18 protein-coding genes are annotated in these 19,022 nt (G+C 60.2%); 5 read left to right on the forward strand and 13 right to left on the reverse strand.

Annotated features, from left to right (window positions below):
- Positions 1-33 precede the first annotated feature (33 nt).
- From glmM to rlmE, 4 genes are all read right to left on the reverse strand, one after another.
- Entirely contained in the window at positions 34-1,368 is a 1,335-nt protein-coding gene (gene glmM / locus I6L38_RS14035; RefSeq protein WP_005298142.1) for a phosphoglucosamine mutase, read from the reverse strand.
- 17 nt (positions 1,369-1,385) lie between these two features.
- Positions 1,386-2,231 carry a dihydropteroate synthase gene (folP, locus tag I6L38_RS14040; RefSeq protein ID WP_043170258.1) on the reverse strand — a complete coding sequence of 282 codons (846 nt, stop codon included), beginning with the start codon at positions 2,229-2,231 and terminating at the stop codon, positions 1,386-1,388.
- A gap of 62 nt (positions 2,232-2,293) precedes the next feature.
- Positions 2,294-4,243, reverse strand: coding sequence for an ATP-dependent zinc metalloprotease FtsH (ftsH, locus tag I6L38_RS14045; protein WP_017765155.1), 1,950 nt, complete (start codon positions 4,241-4,243; stop codon positions 2,294-2,296).
- A 45-nt stretch (positions 4,244-4,288) separates the two neighbouring features.
- The gene (gene rlmE, locus I6L38_RS14050) at positions 4,289-4,918 is read right to left on the reverse strand and encodes a 23S rRNA (uridine(2552)-2'-O)-methyltransferase RlmE (RefSeq protein WP_005298136.1); all 630 of its coding nucleotides are present in this window, start codon (positions 4,916-4,918) and stop codon (positions 4,289-4,291) included.
- Between the two features lie 97 nt (positions 4,919-5,015).
- On the opposite strand from rlmE, the gene yhbY reads away from it, so the two are divergent.
- Complete coding sequence (gene yhbY, locus I6L38_RS14055; protein WP_005298134.1) at positions 5,016-5,312, forward strand: ribosome assembly RNA-binding protein YhbY; 297 nt, start codon at positions 5,016-5,018, stop codon at positions 5,310-5,312.
- Positions 5,313-5,417: 105 nt separating this feature from the next.
- Positions 5,418-6,011 carry a hypothetical protein gene (locus I6L38_RS14060; RefSeq protein ID WP_010633109.1) on the forward strand — a complete coding sequence of 198 codons (594 nt, stop codon included), beginning with the start codon at positions 5,418-5,420 and terminating at the stop codon, positions 6,009-6,011.
- Between the two features lie 47 nt (positions 6,012-6,058).
- On the opposite strand, the gene greA is transcribed toward I6L38_RS14060, so the two are convergent.
- From greA to pomA, 3 genes are all read right to left on the reverse strand, one after another.
- Entirely contained in the window at positions 6,059-6,535 is a 477-nt protein-coding gene (gene greA / locus I6L38_RS14065) for a transcription elongation factor GreA (RefSeq protein WP_005298120.1), read from the reverse strand.
- Between the two features lie 154 nt (positions 6,536-6,689).
- Positions 6,690-7,586, reverse strand: coding sequence for a flagellar motor protein MotB (locus I6L38_RS14070; protein WP_005298118.1), 897 nt, complete (start codon positions 7,584-7,586; stop codon positions 6,690-6,692).
- A gap of 8 nt (positions 7,587-7,594) precedes the next feature.
- Positions 7,595-8,353, reverse strand: coding sequence for a flagellar motor protein PomA (pomA, locus tag I6L38_RS14075; protein ID WP_005298116.1), 759 nt, complete (start codon positions 8,351-8,353; stop codon positions 7,595-7,597).
- Between the two features lie 219 nt (positions 8,354-8,572).
- On the opposite strand from pomA, the gene xseB reads away from it, so the two are divergent.
- Genes xseB through dxs form a run of 3 tightly spaced genes read left to right on the forward strand, consistent with a single transcriptional unit; the run spans position 8,573 to position 11,602 of the window.
- A complete protein-coding gene (gene xseB, locus I6L38_RS14080; RefSeq protein WP_016351725.1) occupies positions 8,573-8,824 on the forward strand; it encodes an exodeoxyribonuclease VII small subunit in 252 nt (83 codons plus the stop codon).
- Positions 8,825-9,715, forward strand: a complete 891-nt coding sequence (gene ispA, locus I6L38_RS14085) for a (2E,6E)-farnesyl diphosphate synthase (RefSeq protein ID WP_043170260.1) — start codon at positions 8,825-8,827, stop codon at positions 9,713-9,715.
- Between the two features lie 21 nt (positions 9,716-9,736).
- Positions 9,737-11,602 carry a 1-deoxy-D-xylulose-5-phosphate synthase gene (gene dxs / locus I6L38_RS14090; RefSeq protein WP_043170261.1) on the forward strand — a complete coding sequence of 622 codons (1,866 nt, stop codon included), beginning with the start codon at positions 9,737-9,739 and terminating at the stop codon, positions 11,600-11,602.
- A gap of 78 nt (positions 11,603-11,680) precedes the next feature.
- Here dxs and I6L38_RS14095 read toward each other — a convergent pair whose 3' ends face one another.
- The 6 genes from I6L38_RS14095 to thiL all read right to left on the reverse strand — a co-directional run bounded on the left by I6L38_RS14095 (position 11,681) and on the right by thiL (position 19,002).
- The gene (locus I6L38_RS14095; protein ID WP_010633105.1) at positions 11,681-12,622 is read right to left on the reverse strand and encodes an ABC transporter permease; all 942 of its coding nucleotides are present in this window, start codon (positions 12,620-12,622) and stop codon (positions 11,681-11,683) included.
- A 4-nt stretch (positions 12,623-12,626) separates the two neighbouring features.
- Positions 12,627-13,601, reverse strand: coding sequence for an ABC transporter permease (locus I6L38_RS14100; protein WP_010633104.1), 975 nt, complete (start codon positions 13,599-13,601; stop codon positions 12,627-12,629).
- A gap of 99 nt (positions 13,602-13,700) precedes the next feature.
- Positions 13,701-15,257, reverse strand: coding sequence for an ABC transporter substrate-binding protein (locus tag I6L38_RS14105; protein WP_043170263.1), 1,557 nt, complete (start codon positions 15,255-15,257; stop codon positions 13,701-13,703).
- A gap of 59 nt (positions 15,258-15,316) precedes the next feature.
- Entirely contained in the window at positions 15,317-17,041 is a 1,725-nt protein-coding gene (locus tag I6L38_RS14110; protein ID WP_005298102.1) for an ABC transporter ATP-binding protein, read from the reverse strand.
- Positions 17,042-17,551: 510 nt separating this feature from the next.
- Complete coding sequence (locus I6L38_RS14115; RefSeq protein WP_201881997.1) at positions 17,552-18,046, reverse strand: phosphatidylglycerophosphatase A; 495 nt, start codon at positions 18,044-18,046, stop codon at positions 17,552-17,554.
- On the reverse strand, positions 18,043-19,002 hold the full coding sequence (gene thiL, locus I6L38_RS14120; protein ID WP_010633101.1) for a thiamine-phosphate kinase: 960 nt from the start codon (positions 19,000-19,002) through the stop codon (positions 18,043-18,045). The genes I6L38_RS14115 and thiL overlap by 4 nt, the downstream gene beginning before the upstream one ends.
- Positions 19,003-19,022 lie beyond the last annotated feature (20 nt).

Raw genomic sequence — 19,022 nt, forward strand, 5'->3', positions numbered from 1 at the left:
CCAGGGCGGCTAAAAAGCCGCCCCATTTGTTCATTAAAACGCCGATTCAACCTGTTGTGCAATGCGTTGTGCCATATCGCGCACCTGTTGCTCGTGCTCCCCCTCCACCATCACGCGGATCAGGGGTTCAGTGCCGGACTTGCGCAGCAGCACACGGCCACGACCGGCCAGCTCCTGTTCCACCCTGGCCACTTCCTGCTGTACGGCGTCAGCCGCCAGCGGATCCTTGCCTTCGGCAAAGCGCACGTTGACCAGCACCTGCGGGAACTTGTTCATGCCGGAGCGCAGCTTGGCCAGCGGCATCTCCGCGGTACAGATGGCGGTCAGCACCTGCAGAGCGGCGACGATGCCATCCCCGGTGGTGGTCTGATCCAGGCAGATGATGTGACCGGAGTTCTCGCCACCGATGCGCCAGCCTTTCTCGTTCATCATCTCCAGCACATAGCGGTCACCCACTTTGGCGCGGGCGAACGGAATGCCCAGGGTCTGCAACGCCAGCTCCAGCCCCATGTTGGCCATCAGGGTGCCGACAACGCCACCCTTGAGGCGACCGTTACGCAGAGCATCGCGGGCGATGATGTAGAGGATCTCGTCACCGTCGATGATATAGCCGGTGTGATCCACCATCACCAGGCGATCGCCATCGCCGTCGAAGGCAACGCCGAGATCAGCCTTGCACTCCAGCACCTTGGCGGCCAGTGCCTCCGGGGCGGTCGAACCGACACCGTCATTGATGTTGAGACCATCCGGGCTGCAGCCGATGGCGATCACCTCGGCCCCCAGCTCGCGGAAAACGGAAGGCGCGATGTGATAGGTGGCACCATGGCCGCAATCCACCACCATCTTCAGCCCTTCCAGACTCAGGTTGGAGGGGAAGGTGCTCTTGCAGAATTCGATGTAACGACCGGCGGCATCGTCGATGCGCAGCGCCTTGCCAAGCTCGGCGGACTCCACGCACTTCAGTTCGTGATCCAGCTCGGCTTCGATGGCCAGCTCGACCTCGTCAGGCAGCTTGGTGCCATCAGCGGAGAAAAACTTGATGCCGTTGTCGTAATAGGGGTTGTGGGAAGCACTGATGACGATGCCTGCCTCGGCACGGAAGGTGCGGGTCAGGTAGGCAACGGCCGGGGTGGGCATGGGGCCCATCAGAATGGCCTTGAGACCGGCGGCGGAAAGACCCGCTTCCAGCGCCGACTCCAGCATGTAGCCGGAGATGCGGGTATCCTTGCCGATCAGCACCTTGCGGGTACCCTTCTTGGAGAGCACCTTGCCCGCGGCCCAGCCCAGTTTCATTACGAAATCGGGAGTGATCGGGTATTCACCCACCTTGCCGCGTACACCGTCGGTGCCAAAATACTTTCTTGCCATTGTCTGTTCTCGTTTTTTTATTTGGATATGAAATCTTGTCCCGTCATGACCATCCAGCCGGTGCGCAGAGCATCCATGGTCGCTCGCACGTCGTGCACCCGGATGATCCGGGCACCACGCTGCATCCCGACAAGGGCACAGGCCAGGCTGCCGGCCAGCCGTTCATCAACCGGGCGACCGAGCAGGTTGCCTATCATAGACTTTCGCGACATCCCGACCAAGAGCGGAAGCTGGTAATCGAGCAATGACTCCTGCTGTGCCAGCAGCTGATAGTTGTGCGCAAGGGTCTTGCCAAAACCGTAGCCAGGGTCCAGCAGCAGCTGTTCACGAGCGATGCCGGCCGTCAAACAGGCGGCGATCCGCTCGTCAAAGAAGGCTCTCACCTCCCCCAACAGATCATCGTAATGGGGCTCGGCCTGCATGGTTCTCGGTTGCCCCTGCATGTGCATCAGACACACGGGGACGTCGGCAGCGGCCGCCGCAGCCAGCGCCCCAGGTTCGAGCAGGGCTCGTACATCGTTGATAAGATGGGCCCCCGCCGCGCAGCCCTCCCGCATGACCGTTGCCTTGGATGTGTCGAGGGAGATCATCACGTCGAGCTCACGCACCATGTGCTCCACCACGGGAAGGACCCTGTCCAGCTCTTCCTGCTCGCTCACGTCGGGCGCGCCGGGACGGGTCGACTCGCCACCGATGTCGATGAGGGTTGCCCCTTCCGCCACCATCTGGCGCGCATGGGTCATCGCACGCTCCAGCTGGTTGAAATGGCCGCCGTCGGAGAAGGAGTCCGGCGTCACGTTGAGGATCCCCATGACGTGGGGACGTTCGAGGGAGAGGCTGAGCCCCTTGCTGATTAGCTGCATCTTCACTTCCATGGACATAAAGAAAAACCCCGGGGCCAGCCCGGGGTTTGTATCATCACGACTTATTTGGCAGGCAGGTCGTTGGCCTTGTCGATATCGACATCGGCAACCTGTTCCGCCTCGGTCACGGTCGGCTTGGGCTCGGGTGCCACAGTCGCACCACCCTGCGGGGTATCGCCGTGCTCGTCATGCCAGTTGCTGGGAGCACGCACTTCGCGACGAGCCATCAGATCATCGATCTGCTTGGCATCGATGGTTTCGTACTTCATCAGCGCATCTTTCATGCTGTGCAGCACGTCCATGTTATCCAGCAGGATCTGCTTGGCACGGTCGTAGTTGCGGTCGATCACCTGCTTGACCTCGGCATCGATAATGCGGGCGGTGTCATCGGACATGTGCTTGGCCTTGGCCATGCTGCGGCCGAGGAACACCTCACCATCTTCTTCCGCGTAGAGCATGGGGCCGAGACGCTCAGACATGCCCCACTGGGTCACCATCTTGCGGGCGATGTCGGTGGCACGCTCGATGTCGTTGGATGCACCGGTCGATACCTTCTCGGCACCGTAGATCAGCTCTTCCGCCAGACGGCCACCGTACAGGCTGGAGATCATGGACTCCAGATGCTGCTTGGAGTGGCTCCAGCGATCCTGCTCCGGCAGGTACATGGTCACACCCAGCGCACGGCCGCGCGGAATGATGGAGACCTTGTAGACAGGGTCATGATCCGGTACCACACGACCAATGATGGCGTGACCCGCTTCATGATAAGCCGTCATCTCCTTCTCGGACTCTTTCATCACCATGGAGCGACGTTCTGCGCCCATCATGATCTTGTCCTTCGCCTTCTCGAACTCGGCCATGGACACCACACGGCGGCTCTCGCGCGCAGAGAACAGAGCGGCTTCGTTGACCAGGTTGGCCAGATCGGCACCGGAGAAACCAGGAGTACCGCGGGCAATCAGCGCCGGGTTGACGTCATCCGCCAGCGGCACCTTGCGCATATGCACCTTGAGGATCTGCTCGCGGCCACGCACATCCGGCAGACCGACCACGACCTGACGGTCGAAACGGCCCGGACGCAGCAGTGCCGGATCCAGTACGTCAGGACGGTTGGTAGCGGCGATGACGATGATGCCTTCATTGCCCTCAAAGCCATCCATCTCGACCAGCATCTGGTTCAAAGTCTGCTCGCGTTCATCGTGACCACCGCCCAGACCGGCGCCACGCTGGCGACCGACGGCGTCAATCTCATCGATGAAGATGATGCAGGGGGAGGATTTCTTGGCCTGCTCGAACATGTCGCGTACCCGGGAGGCACCCACACCCACGAACATCTCGACGAAATCGGAACCCGAAATGGTGAAGAAAGGCACCTTGGCCTCACCCGCAATGGCCTTGGCCAGCAGGGTCTTACCGGTACCGGGAGGACCTACCAGCAGTACGCCGGTCGGGATCTTGCCGCCCAGTTTCTGGAATTTGCTCGGGTCGCGCAGATAGTCGACCAGCTCCTTGACCTCTTCCTTGGCCTCATCGCAACCGGCTACGTCGGCGAAAGTGGTCTTGATCTGATCTTCACTCATCAGGCGAGCCTTGCTCTTGCCAAACGACATGGCACCTTTGCCACCGCCGCCCTGCATCTGACGCATGAAGAAGACCCAGACACCGATCAGCAACAGCATCGGGAACCAGGAGATAAAGATGGAGGTGATCAGAGACGGCTCTTCCGGCTTCTCGCCCATCACTTTGACATTGTGATTGAGCATGTCGTTGAGCAGCTGGGGATCCGGCGCTGGGATGATGGTGGTGAAGCGTTCACCGGTGCGCTTGACGCCATTAATGACCTTGCCATCCATCCGTACTTCACGGATCTGCTCTTGGGTCACTTCTTTAACGAAGCTGGAATAGTCCAGCTGGCGACTGGTGGTATCGCTGGGGCTGAAGCTATTGAACACCGACATCAACACGACGGCGATGACCAGCCACAGGATTAGGTTTTTCGCCATGTCACTCAAATCAGTAACCTCGCAGACTGACAGTTAACGATGAAGGTTAGGGTACTACAGTTTAAAACCGGTAGCCACAATGTAGACTTCTCGTGAACGGGCACGAGACGAGTCTGGTTTACGAATCTTGACAGCAGAGAAAAGCTTACGGATTTCATTGAGATAGATGTCAAACCCCTCCCCCTGGAATACCTTGACCACGAAACTGCCGTTGGAACGCAGGACCTGATTGCACATGTCCAGCGCCAGTTCGACCAGATACATGGAACGGGCCTGATCCACCTGCTGGGTACCGCTCATGTTGGGTGCCATGTCGGACATGACGACGTCAACCTTGTCCGGACCGACCCGCTCAAGCAGGGCTCCCAGTACAGTTTCCTCCCGAAAGTCTCCCTGCAGGAAATCGACACCGGCGATGGAATCCATCGGCAGAATATCGCAGGCGATCACCCGGCCCTTGTCACCGACCTGATCGATGGCAAACTGGGACCATCCACCGGGGGCCGCCCCCAGGTCCACCACCGTCATGCCGGGCTTGAGCAGTTTGTCCTTACCCTGGATCTCGTCGATCTTGAACACGGCACGGGAACGCAGCCCCAACTTCTGGGCTTTCTTGACGTATTGATCGTCAAAATGCTCTTTTAACCAGCGGGTTGAACTGGGGGAATGTTTTTTCTGGGTCATGATTGTCGACTTTAAAAAACCACAAGGGTTATTAGTATTAAGGGCTAAGTGGGGGTAGAATACGCCCCTTTCAACCCTGACTTATGAAGAAATTGCCATGATTCTCAACAATAAACAGAAACAGTACCTCAAGGGCCTTGCCCACAGTCTGAAGCCGGTCGTCCTGCTGGGACAACACGGTCTGACCGAAGGTGTGCTGGCCGAGATCGATCTGGCGCTCAACCACCACGAGCTGATCAAGGTTAAGGTTGCGTCTGAAGATCGTGAGATGAAACAGCTGGTTATGGATGCCATCGTCCGTGAAACCGGCGCGGTGAAAGTACAGAGCATCGGCCACGTGCTGACCATCTACCGTCAGGCCAACGAGCCGAAAATCCAACTGCCCCGCAAGTAACAGGAAAGAGCATCGCTCTTTCCTCTCATTTTCTCTCTTCCCAAGTCGCTTGCCAAAGTAGTCGCCAGGCCCTTAACCTGCGATGAATACTCGTGGAAACCCGCTATGGATCACCATCAGATTCTCACCGAAGATGAACTGGCCATGCTACGGGACTTGGGAAACGATCAGGAGACGGCCGCCGGACAACCCCTGAGCGGTTATCTCGCCACTCCCCTGCTTGGCCTGTTGCAACGCGCCGACCAGCTGGTGCTGGAAGCCCGCTTCGCCGGACACCAGCTCCGTTTCCCACTGCGTTTCACTCAGGGCGATGACGGCTTCGTCGAACCACGCATCGCCGCCCCCGTCATCAAGGAGCTGGGTTACCCCCATCCGCGCACCTGGCGGCTGGATGAACAGGCCCGTTTCCAGATGGGAGAAGAGGACTACCTGGTGCACAGCCTGTCGCTGGACGGGCTGGTGGTGGAAGGCTTGCCGGCCGAGCTGGCCATGGATACCACGCTGGCAGGCACCCTGCTGATCGAAGGTCTCCCTCCTCTGCCCCTCAGCGCAGAGCCGGTCAGGCGGATCCACCGTCGCAACGGCATACAGGGCTGGGCACTGCACTTCCAGATGGCCAGAGAGGATCTTGAACAACTGCGCGGCTGGATGTTTCAGCGCCATCAGGACGCCTTCACCCAGGCTTATCAACCCCGCTGAATACAAACAGGGGAGCCGGGCTCCCCTGTTGCTGCCTGAACGCTACCTCAGAGGTAGGCGACTTCCAGGATCTCGTACTCCACGTCGCCGGACGGTGTCTTGACGATGGCGACATCGTCCACTTCCTTGCCGATCAGGGCGCGGGCTATGGGCGAATTCACGGAGATCATGTTCTGCTTGATGTCCGCCTCATCGTCACCCACGATGCGGTAGACCACCTCTTCTTCCGTCTCGCTCTTGAGCAGCGTCACGGTCGCCCCGAAGATGATACGACCATTGTTGGTCATCTTGGTGACGTCGATCACCTGGGCGTTGGAGAGCTTGCTCTCAATTTCCTGGATACGGCCTTCACAGAAGCCTTGCTGCTCGCGGGCAGCATGATATTCGGCGTTTTCTTTCAGATCACCATGTTCACGGGCATCTGCAATCGCTTCGATAATCTGCGGACGAAGCTCGGTCTTGAGATATTCGAGCTCTTCACGCAGCTTTTCAGCGCCGCGAACAGTCATCGGAGTATGATTCATAGTCGAAACCTGGGTTGCTTGAAAAGAGAAGCTGCGGCTATCAGAGAGAGCCGCAGCTGTCGGTTCGGATGAGGCATCTTAATATGAAGCCGGCACAAAATCCATGTCGGTCCCTGCGAGGCAGATCGCGCTTTGGCATCACAATTGTCTGTGACTATTTCTGCTCCTGGGCGCTGATCGGCGCAGATACCGTCGGTTTGCCCTGCATGATGGAGATCTCCACCCGCCGGTTCATGCGCCGGTTTTCCGGTGTCGTGTTGGGCACCAGCGGCTGAGTATCCGCCATGCCCTGCACCACCAGCCGGCTGCCATCAAAACCGGGCACCTTGATCATCTGGTGAGCCACCGCCACCGCCCGCTGGGAGGAGAGTTCCCAGTTGGACTGGAACAGCTCATCCTCAGTGGCCACGTTGTCGGTATGACCGGAGATGGTTATCTCGCCGGGGACATCCTTGAGCAAGGCGGCAACCTTGCGCACCACCGGCCAGAACTGGGGCTGCAGGAAGGCGGAACCCGCCGGGAAGGCGGCTTTCTCGCGGATCCGGATGATGATCTGCTGGCCCAGCGCCTCAATCTCGATCGCCCCATCCTGGATCTGCGCCTTCATCTGATCCGCCAGCGCCTTGGCCAGCGCATTGGACTGCTCCTGCTGCTGTTTCTGCGCCTCCTGCTGGGTATCGCCCCCCACCAGCTTGTCTTCGCTCTTGTCATGACCGCCAGCCTTGTCGGCGTCACCGGGCTGGAATTCCAGCTCGGTCTGGGTCATGTCGATAGTCTGCTGCATGATGGTATCGATGGGTGTTGGTTCCGGGCGACCCGGTCTGAACTCCTGGGCAATGACGGAGGTTCCCTTGGGGATGTCCTTCACCTCGAGAATGTTCTGCACCCCGAACGCCTTCTCCATGGAGCCGGCAATCTGCTTGAACTTCTGCACATCCATCTCGGCAAACGAGAGCAGCAGCACGAAGAAGCACATCAAGAGCGACATCAGATCGGCGAAAGTCCCCATGTAACCGGGCAGCCCGGGGGGTGGACATTTGCAATCAGACATACATCCCCCTATTCATCGCCATTGTTGCGTTTCGACTGGTTGAGGTAGTTCTGCAACATGGACTGGATCACCCGCGGGTTCTGGCCATCCTGGATGCCCATGATGGCGTCCAGCACCAGGCAGCGACTCAGCTTCTCCTCACCGCTGCGCAGCTCCAGCTTGTCGGCGATGGGGATGGCAAGCATGTTGGCCTCAATGGCACCGTACAGGGTGGTGAGCAAGGCTACCGCCATGGCCGGGCCGATGGATTTGGGATCGCTCATGTTGGCCAGCATGGCCACCAGCCCGACCAGGGTACCTATCATCCCCATGGCCGGCCCCAGATCCCCCAGCGACCGAAACACCTTGATGGCGATGACATGGCGCTCGGCGGTGAGCTCTATGTCTTTTTCCATCACGGCACGGATGACGTCGGCGTCGTGACCGTCCACCAGCATGTCGATGCCCTTTTTCATGAAGGGGTTGGGCACCTCGGCCGCTTCCAGCGCCAGAAAACCGCCCTTGCGGGCCGCATCGGCCAGCTCGACTGCCTTGACGATCAGATCGTCGAGCTTGTCTCCCTTGTACATGAATGCCTTGCCGGCCACCTTGAACGCCATCAGGAACTGGCCGATGTTGAACTTCATCATGGCGATAAAGATGGAGCCTAACACCGTGATGCAGATTGAAGGAACGTCAATGTACATCCCCACAGGGCCACCCAGCAGCATGCCATAGATGACCACCCCAAATCCCAGCACTATGCCAATCAGACTACCTAGATCCACATCCCTACTCCTGTCAGCTGAAATTTGTTGTATCTGTAGTTTGTTGAATTTTCTGCTATTGGCTCACCAGCGGCAAGGGCCGCTACCATTTTCCCCTTTGGAAGATGGCTTATTATCGGCCACTTTTCCGAGAGTTTAAGCCGACAGCATTTTTCTGCCTCCCCCCTGCCCGCCGTCGATGTTAAGATAAGCCGTTTTTTTCAATCCCCGAGGATGGACATGGCCAGTAAAAAAATCGACCGCCTGAGTTTTGATGCCACTCTGGAAGAGCTGGAAACCATAGTTCATCAACTGGAACAGGGCTCCCTGCCGCTGGAAGAGGCCCTCAAGCAGTTCGAACAGGGCATTCACCTGGTGCGCGCCGGCCAGCAGAAGCTGGAGCAGGCTGAGCAGAAGATCCAGATCCTGCTGACTCAGGCCGATGGCAGCGAGCAGGCAGTTCCCTTCCAGCCAGAGCAAGGAGAGGAGTGAGTGACGCTGGACGATTTTTCCCGCCTGCACCGGCAACGTATTGACGACCGTCTCTCTGCACAACTTGAATCCTTGCCGCCCATGGCCCCCCGCCTGCGCGATGCCATGCGCTATGGCCTGCTGCTGGGCGGCAAACGGGTGCGCCCCTTTCTGGTCTACGCCGTCGGCGAGATGCTGGGCGTCAAGAGCGAGCTGCTGGACGGCCCCGCCGCCGCGGTGGAGTGCATCCACGCCTACTCCCTGCTGCACGACGATCTGCCCGCCATGGATGACGACGATCTGCGTCGCGGTCAGCCGACGGTACACAAGGCATTTGATGAAGGCACCGCCATTTTGGCCGGTGACGCCCTGCAGACCCTGGCCTTCGCCATTCTGGCTGATCACCCGATGCCGGACTCGCTGCTGGGCAACCGGGTGCGAATGCTGAGCCGGCTGGCCCGCGCCTCCGGCTATCTCGGCATGTGCGGTGGCCAGGCGCTGGACCTGCAAGCGGAAGGGCGCCAGATCACCCTGGCCGAGCTGGAACAGGTACACCGCCACAAGACCGGAGCCCTCATCGAGTGCGCCGTGGCGCTTGGCGCCCTGTGCAAGGCCGACGTGGATGAAACCACCCTGAGCGCGCTGCAAAGCTATGCCGCCGCCATCGGTCTCGCCTTCCAGGTGCAGGATGACATCCTCGACATCACGGGCGATACCGCCACCCTCGGCAAGCGGCAAGGTTCCGATCTGGCGCTGGAAAAGAGTACCTATCCGGCACTGCTTGGGCTCGACAATGCCCGTGAGCTGGCTCGCGAACTGCATGGTAAAGCCTTAACAGCCTTGCAATCTTTGCCCTACAATACCGACATTCTGGAAGCGTTTGCCGATTACATCATCGAGCGAACCCACTAAACGCTGGATAACAGTAACAATATGAGCGTTGATATAAGCAATTTCCCCAACCTGGCCCTCGCGGATACGCCGGTCGAGTTGCGATCCCTGCCCTTCGAGCGACTGCCCGTGCTGTGCAACGAACTGCGTGAATATCTGCTGCGTTCGGTGAGTCGCTCCAGTGGCCATCTTGCCTCCGGGCTCGGCACCGTCGAACTGACGGTGGCGCTGCACTACGTCTATAACACCCCGTTCGATCGGCTGGTGTGGGACGTGGGCCACCAGGCTTATCCCCACAAGATCCTGACCGGTCGCCGCGATCGGATGCAGAGCATCCGCCAGAAAGACGGTCTGCACCCCTTCCCTTGGCGCGGCGAGAGCGAATATGACGTGCTCTCCGTCGGTCACTCCAGCACCTCCATCGGTGCGGCGCTCGGCATGGCCGTAGCGGCCGAGAGCGAAGGGCTGGGGCGCAAGGTGGTGGCGGTGATCGGCGATGGCGCCATCACCGCCGGCATGGCGTTCGAGGCACTCAATCACGCCGGCGATGTCCACAAGGACATGCTGGTGGTGCTCAACGACAACGAGATGTCCATCTCCGAAAATGTCGGGGCACTGAACAACCACCTGGCCCGCATCATGTCCGGCAAGCTCTACACCACCATCCGCGAGGGTGGCAAGAAGGTGCTGGCCGGCCTGCCGCCGGTCAAGGAGCTGGCCAAGCGGGCCGAGGAGCACCTCAAGGGAATGGTGGTGCCCGGCACCCTGTTCGAGGAGTTCGGCTTCAACTACATAGGTCCCATCGACGGCCACGATATCAATGCCTTGGTCGAGACCCTGCGCAACATGCGCAACCTCAAGGGGCCGCAGCTGCTGCACGTCAAGACCAAGAAGGGCAAGGGCTATGAGCCTGCCGAGAAGGACCCCATCGGTTATCACGGCGTGCCCAAGTTCAATCCGGACGAGTGCACCCTGCCCAAGGCGAGCGGCGGCAAGCCGAGCTTCTCCGCCATCTTCGGCCAGTGGCTGTGCGACATGGCGGCCAAGGATGAGCGGCTGGTCGGCATCACCCCGGCCATGCGCGAAGGCTCCGGCCTGGTGAAGTTCAGCCAGCAGTATCCGGATCGCTACTTCGACGTGGCCATCGCCGAGCAGCATGCGGTCACCTTCGCTGCCGGTCTCGCCATCGCCGACCAGAAGCCGGTGGTCGCCATCTACTCGAGCTTCCTGCAGCGCGCCTACGACCAGCTGATCCACGATGTGGCGCTGCAAGAGCTGCCGGTACTGTTCGCCATCGACCGGGCCGGTCTGGTGGGAGCCGACGGCCCGACCCATCAGGGGGCGTTCGATATCAGCTTCCTGCGCACCGTGCCCAACATGATGATCATGACCCCGTCCGACGAGAACGAGTGCCGTCAGATGCTCTACACCGGCTACCAGTGCAACGGGCCGGCGGCGGTACGCTACCCCCGCGGCAGCGGCACCGGCGTCCAGGTGGAGAGCGAAATGCAGGCGCTGGCGCTCGGCAAGGGGCGGATTGTGCGTCAGGGCAAGGGCACCGCCATCCTGGCGTTCGGCACCCTGCTGCAACAGGCCAAAGCGGCTGCCGAGGCGCTCGACGCCACCCTGGTGGACATGCGTTTCGTCAAGCCGATGGACGAGGCGCTGGTGCTCTCCCTGGCCGCGACCCACGATCAGTTCGTCACCCTCGAGGACAACGCCATCATGGGTGGCGCGGGCTCTGCGGTGAACGAGCTGCTGATGCGCAGCAAACAGTGCAAGCCGGTGCTCAACCTCGGCCTGCCGGATCGCTTCGTGGAGCAGGGTACCCAGGAGGAGATCTACGCTCTGCTGGGGCTCGATGGCGCCGGCATCCAGCGCAGCATCGAGCAGTGGCTGCAGGCTTGATCCCTCAGCACACATAGCAAAAGGGCGCCGTTATGGCGCCCTTTTCGTTTGTCTGTCTCGTTTGTTTATCTGTGACCATCAGCCCTTGTAGAGCTTGGGATTGAACACATCCCGCAGCCAGTCACCCAACAGGTTGATGACCAGCACCAGCACCACCAGGCAGATGCCCGGGAAGGCGGTGATCCACCAGGAGCCGGAGAAGATGTAGTTGAAGCCCACGCTGATGAGCGAGCCCAGCGACGGCTGATCAACCGGCATCCCCAACCCCAGGAAGGAGAGAGCCGCCTCACTCATGATGGCGTTGGCCACCTGCACCGTGGAGATGACCAGGATCGGCGACAGGCAGTTGGGCAGAATGTGGCGGAACATGATGCGCGGGGCACGAAAGCCCATCACCTTGGCCGCTTCCACATACTCCTTTTTCTTCTCCGCCAGCACCGAGGCGCGCACGGTACGGGCGTACTGCGGCCACTCGGCGATGCCGATGATCACCACCAGCATCAGGATGGCGAACTTAGAGTAGAACTCGGAACCAAACGTCGCCTGGAAGATGGCAGAGATGATGATCGCCACCATCATGGTGGAAAACGACAGCTGCACATCGGCAAAGCGCATCAGCAGGCTGTCGATGCGGCCACCGAAGTAGCCGGCCAGCAGGCCGATGACGATGCCGAGCACCAGCTGCAGCCCCACCGCGAACAGACCTATGGTGAGCGAGATGCGGGCGCCATAGAGGATGGTGCTCCAGATGTCGCGACCCTGGTTGTCGGTACCGAGCCAGAAACGCTCCTCACCCCCTGCCAGCCAGGAGGGCGGCAGTTCGGCATCCATCAGATCGAAGCTGGTCTGGTCATAGACGTTGTACGGGGCGAGCCAAGGCGCCAGCATGGCGGCCAGCACGAATACCACGAACACCGCAAAGCTGAACATGGCTACCTTGTCCCGCAGGAAGTAGTAGACGATGTCGGAATTTTTGAATCGAGCCCAACGGCTTGGGCTTGCAGTTACTGCATTGCTCATGTGCTTACCCCTTAGCGGTCAAGTTGACGGTCGGGTTGATCAACCCGTAGAGCAGGTCGACCAGGGTATTGGTCACCACGAAAATGAGCCCGACGAAGATGACGTAGGCGGTGATGAGGGGCGTATCGACCCGGTGGATCGCCTCGAGGAACAAAAAGCCGGTCCCCGGCCACTGGAACACGCTCTCGGTCAGTATGGTGTAGGCCACCATGGTACCGATCTGCACGCCGCCAACGGTAATGACCGGCAGCATGGTGTTCTTCAGGGCGTGCTGATAGTAGACCTTGTTGTTGTCCAGCCCCTTGGCGCGGGCGAACTTGACGTACTCGGAGGAGAGCTGCTCCAGCATCTCGGAGCGCACCAGCCGGATGAACAGCGGCAGCATGATGGAGGAGAGCGCTACGCAGGGCAGGATCAAATGCTTGATGCCGTCCCAGGTGAAGAAGCCCGACTCCCAGCCCAGCAGATTGTAGGTCTCGCCGCGGCCATAGGCCGGCAGCCAGCCCAGCTGGATGGAGAAGAGGTACATCAGCATGATGGCGGTCAGGAACACCGGGATCGAGATGCCGATGCTGCTCCCCGCCATGATGATCTTGGTCGGTATGCTGTGCGGGCGGATCGCCGAGTAGACCCCAAGCGGAATGGAGACCACCACGATGATGAGCGCAGCGCCAAACACCAGCTCAAGAGTAGCCACCAGCTTGTCGAGGATGACCTCGAGGGCTGGTCGCTTGAAGAAGTAGGAAGTACCCAGATCCCCGTGTACCGCGTTCTTCAAGAAGCGGCTGTATTTGACGAGGAAAGGATCGTTGAGGCCCATCTTCTCGCGCAATTCGTGGCGCTGGGCTTCGGAGACGGATTGTCCCACCAGCTCGCGCAGCGGATCCCCCAGATTGTCCTGGATGGAGAAGGCGACCAGGCTGATGACGAACATCACTATCACGGCCTGATAGAACCGTTTCAGCAGGAATGTAAACATGCTTGTCCTTCTACGTGGCCTGTGTCATGGCACAGGCTTCTGTTAGCAGGCGGGGTGGCCGGCTGACCACCCCGCCCCGTCCTTCCTTGCGACTTGCGCTTACTTGCCGACCACCAGGTCACCCAGGTAAGGGAAGTTCATTACGTTGACCACCGGCTTGATGTCGGCGTTCTTCTTGGCGCCGTAGGCCAGATCTTCCCAGTGCAGCGGCACGTAGGCGGCGTCGTCGATCAGCATGGCTTCGACCTTCTTCAGCATCTCGGCGCGCTTGGCCGGGGCGGTCTCGGCGTTGGCCTGCTCGACCAGCTTGTCAGCCTCGGCGTTGGCATAGCCGGCACAGTTGTACTGGCCCATGCCGGTCTTGGCATCCTTGGTGAAGGTCAGGAACTCGAAGAAGTTCGCGGTATCTTCGGTGTCGGAGTGCCAGCCGATCAGCTGCATGTCCGCGGCGCACTTGTCAAACTCCGGCCAGTACTGGGCCACTGGCATGGTCTTCAGATCCACCTTGATGTTGATCTTGGCCAGCATGGCGGAGACGGCCTGGGCAATCTTGACGTCGTTGACGTAGCGGGCAGCCGGGGAGATGAAGCTCATCTTGAAGCCCTTCTCGTAGCCGGCTTCCTTCATCAGCTCCTTGGCCTTGGCCAGGTCATACTGGGGCTTGAGCGCCTCGTTGTGACCGGCATAGCCTTTCGGGCTCAGCTGGCCGGCGGGGGTGCCAAAGCCCTTGTTGATCTTCTCGACGATACCAACCTGGTTGATGGCGTAGTTGATCGCCTGACGCACGCGCTTGTCTTTCAGCGCCGGGTTGGTGTTCTGGTTCAGCTCGATGATGATGGCGCGGGTACCGGACAGGGTCACCAGCTGGGTGTCCTTGCCATTCTTCACGCGTTCCAGATCGTTCGGCGCAACCGGGTAGATCATGTCCACGTCGCCACCCAGCAGGGCCGCCACGCGGGTGGCGTCTTCCTTGATGGGGACCACGGTCAGGTTGTCAACGTTGCCCTTGGAGGCCTTGTCCCAGTAGTTGGCGTTGCGCACGTACTCCAGCTTCACGCCCTGCTCGCGGAATTTGACGCTGAACGGGCCGGTACCGGAGACGTGGGTGGAGGCGTAGGAGTCGCCGTTCTTGACGATCTCGCCCTTGTCCTTGCCCGCCTCTGTCTTGCCGGTATAGAACTTGGAGTCCATCGGGAAGATGTAGGTCACGGTCTGCAGCACCAGCGGGAACGGCTTGGCGGTGACGAGATCCACTGTGTACTCATCGACCTTCTTCACTTCGGCGATGGGGTCGAAGATGGCCTTGAAGTCGACGGAGGACTTCAGACGGTTGACGGTCCACACCACGTCGTCGGCGGTGAAGTCGTTGCCGGAGTGGAACTTGACGCCCTTGCGCAGGAAGAAGCGGACGGTCTTGTCGTCAATGCGCTCATACTTCTCGGCCAGGCGCGGCTCGAACTGCAGGTCCTGGGTGTAACGCATCAGGGGGTCGAACACCAGGTGGGACATCTCCAGGGTCTGACCGGAGAGCTGCTCCTGCGGGTCCAGCGAGGTGGCGTCAGAGGCGACACCGACCTTGATGTCGACAGCGGAGACGTTAAAGGCGAAACCAGCGGCAAACAGCGCCAGTGCAATCTTGGACAATCCTTTTTTCATTGTTTTCTCCATGCTTTTGGTTTTTTTATTGACATAGATACCGGCGAGCCGGTGCTTTCCTAGCTTGCGATTTCCAGCCCCTCGCGGGACATTCCCTTGAACTCCGGCATGAGGGAGATCAGCTTGCGGCTGTACTCATGCTCGGCATTGGTAAACAGTTTCTCGGTCTCGGCCACCTCCACCAGGTGACCATGCTGCATCACCCCGATGCGATCACACATCTGGCGGATGACCGGCAGATCGTGGCTGATGAACAGCATGGTGAGGCCAAGCTCCTGCTGCAGATCCTTGAGCAGGTTCAGGATCTGGGCCTGCACCGACACATCCAGCGCCGAGGTGGGCTCGTCGCAGATGAGGAAACGGGGCCGGGTCGCCAGGGCCCGGGCGATGGAGATGCGCTGACGCTGGCCACCGGAAAACTCGTGGGGGTACTTGACCCCGGCGCCGCGGCCGAGGCCAACGTGATCCAGCAGATCCCCCACGATGCCGGCGATCTGGCTCTCGCTGCTCGCCAGCTTGTGGAAGCGGATCGGCTCGGCAATGATGTCGCGCACCTTCATGCGCGGGTTCATCGACGAATAAGGGTTCTGGAACACCATCTGCATCTGGCGACGCAGCGGGCGACGCTCATGCTCACCCTTGAGGGCGGTGAGATCGATCCCCTCGAAGAAGATCTTGCCGGTATCGGGCGGATAGAGGCCGGTTATGGCGCGGGCGATGGTCGACTTGCCGGAGCCAGACTCCCCCACCAGGCCGAAGGTCTCACCCTCGAAGATCTCGAAGCTGATATTGTTGCAGGCCCGTACATACTGGCGACGGCTCGGGAAGAAGGAGTCCTTGGTGACGAACTTCAGATCCACGTTCTCCACCCGCAACAGCGCCCCTTCATAGGCGCGTTCGTCCTGGCTCTGACCGAGCCAGTGGGTCTTGAGATCGATGCTGGTATCCGCCGCACCGGCATCCTCGATATAGGAGACCAGCGGGAAGCGCACCAGCTTCACATCCGAGCGGGGCACCGCCGAGATGAGGCTGCGGGTGTAAGGGTGGTTGGGGCGACCCAGCACCTGTTCGGTGGTGCCGAACTCCACCAGATCGCCGCGATACATGACCGCCACCTTGTCGGTGACGTTGGAGACCACGCCCATGTCGTGGGTCACCAGCATGCAGCCCACCTGCCGCTCCTTGCAGAGGGTGCGGATGAGCTGGAGGATCTGATCCTGGATGGAGACGTCCAGCGCCGTGGTCGGCTCGTCGGCGATGATGAGCTCAGGATCACCGGAGAGGGCGATGGCAATCACCACCCGCTGGCGCATGCCACCGGAGAACTGGTGCGGATACTGCTTGATGCGCAGCTCCGGGCTCGGGATCCCGACCGCCTTCATCAGCTCGAGCGCCTTGGCAAAGGCCGCCTCACGGGACAAGTCGGTGTTGGCGAGGATGGTTTCAACCAGCTGATGTTCGACGGTGAACAGCGGGTTGAGGGAGGTCATGGGATCCTGAAAGATGAAACCGATGCGCGAGCCGCGAATGGCCCGCATCTCGTTCTGGCTCTTGCCGGAGATGAGCTCGCCATTGAGGTAGATATCGCCACGGGCGATGCGACCCGGCGGGCTCAGGAGATCGATGACGGCGTTGCCGATGGTGGACTTGCCGGCGCCGGATTCACCCACGACACCGACTATCTCCCCTTTTTCGATGGAGAAAGAGAGATCCTTCACTGCGGCCAGTACCCCGTAGCGGGAGGGATACTCGATCCGCAAGTTTTTCACTTCGAGCAAGGACATGGTTACCTCTGCGGGGGACATCCGTCCCAAATAATTCGTCCGTAAATCGGCCGCAGATGCCGGTCGTGCCTTGGCGTGATCGTGAGTGTTTGATATGACGACTAAACGCTCAATCCATGAGACAACGAAACCAGCGATCCGGGCGGGTTTTTTGCATTTTTTTGGAATAACCCGCGAGTAACTTAGACGGTTTGACGGCGAGTGTAAATGATCGGGTTATACAATTTCGCAATACTTTGCTCAGTTAGCAGCCAGCACAGCAGTCATAAATGATGACTACAATCACATATCCAGACTTAATGACCACATAAATGACGTTTTAGTGCTTTTACTTTCAACAAGGGTGTAACAGGCGGGAATATTCACTATTGACACAATAGTCTCAAGCCTCGAATGAGTAGTGAATATTTATGTGAAATGATTTTTTAACGGCAGCATATGCCGATGAATGAAAACTAAACAGAGATAAATAGGGGAATGCCAGCGCTGCATTCCCCCTCGTAATCCCCGTCACCCCAGCCAGTATGCCAGCGATTGCATACAAAACAGGGCGAACAGGGCGGCGATGAGATCGTCGAGCATGATGCCGAAGCCACCGTGGATGCGGCGATCAAACCAGGAGATGGGCCAGGGCTTGAGCACGTCGAACAGGCGAAACAGCACGAAGCCGGCCAGGACCCACTCCCAGCCGGCCGGCGCCGCTATCATGGTGACGCCAAAGCCGATTACCTCGTCCCAGACGATGGCGCCGTGATCCGGCATGCCGATGGCATCGGTGGCGCTCTGACAGATGCGGATACCGACCAGGAACCCGACTACCAGCAAGGCGATGAACCAGAAGGTCGGCAAGTCGCTCACCAGCAGATAGAGGGGGATGGCGGCCAGCGTCCCCATGGTGCCGGGCGCCTTGGGCGAGAGGCCGGAGCCAAAGCCCACCGCCAGGAAGTGGAGCGGGTTCCTGAGGTTCAGCCGCTTCAGCTCGGGCTTTATCATGAACCAGCTCATGCGAAATGATCCCACCCTTTCAGCGTCAGCTCGACCGGCTGCTCGCCGTGCAGATAGTCGATGCCGGGCTCACCGGCCAGGATCCGGCCGATGCGGGTGAACTTGACGCCGCAGTTGGCCAGCGCCGTGTCCAGCGCGCCGCGATGCTCCTCCGGCACGGTGAAACAGAGCTCGTAGTCATCGCCACCGGCCAGCGCCAGCTGCCAGGCATCCTGCTCGCTCACCGCATCCTGCAGCACGGGTGAGAGCGGCAGCAGACCGAGATCGATCTGGGCCCGCACGCCGGACGCCTTGAGCACGTGGCCGAGATCCGAGGCCAGGCCGTCGGAGAGATCCAGCGCGCTGCTGGCCAGTCCGCGCAGAGCCTGGCCTGCCAGAATGCGGGGATGGGGGTGGTCGAGGCGCGGCAGCACGGCCGCCAGCTGGTTCTCGTTGAGGGTGCGCTTGGCCAGCAGGTGGGAGAGCGCCAGCGCGGCATCGCCCAGAGTGCCAGTCACATAGACACCGTCACCGGCCTTGGCACCGCTGCGCAGCAGGGCACGGCCGGCCGGCACCGAGCCCTTGACCGATACCGTGATGGAGAGCGGGCCGCGGGTCATGTCCCCGCCCACCAGCGCCACATTGTAGTATTCGGCAAGCTCGAGGAAACCTTCCGCAAAACCGGCCACCCAGGCTTCGTTGACGGTGGGCAGGGTCAGCGCCAGCGATACCCAGCGCGGCTCGGCGCCCATGGCGGCCAGATCGGAGAGATTGACCGCCAGCGCCTTGTAGCCGAGATCGACCGGATCCATGTCGGGAAAGAAGTGTACGCCGCTCACCAGGGTATCCGTGCTCACCGCCAGCTGGGTGTCGGGGGGCAGGGTCAGCAGGGCGCAGTCGTCTCCAGGGCCCATCACCACGTCCTTGCGGGCGTGGGGGACCTTGAAGTACTTATCAATCAGCTCAAATTCACCCATACAGTAAAAAGCCAGCGATT

It is taken from the genome of Aeromonas sp. FDAARGOS 1408 (assembly GCF_019048665.1).
Taxonomy (GTDB): domain Bacteria; phylum Pseudomonadota; class Gammaproteobacteria; order Enterobacterales; family Aeromonadaceae; genus Aeromonas; species Aeromonas dhakensis.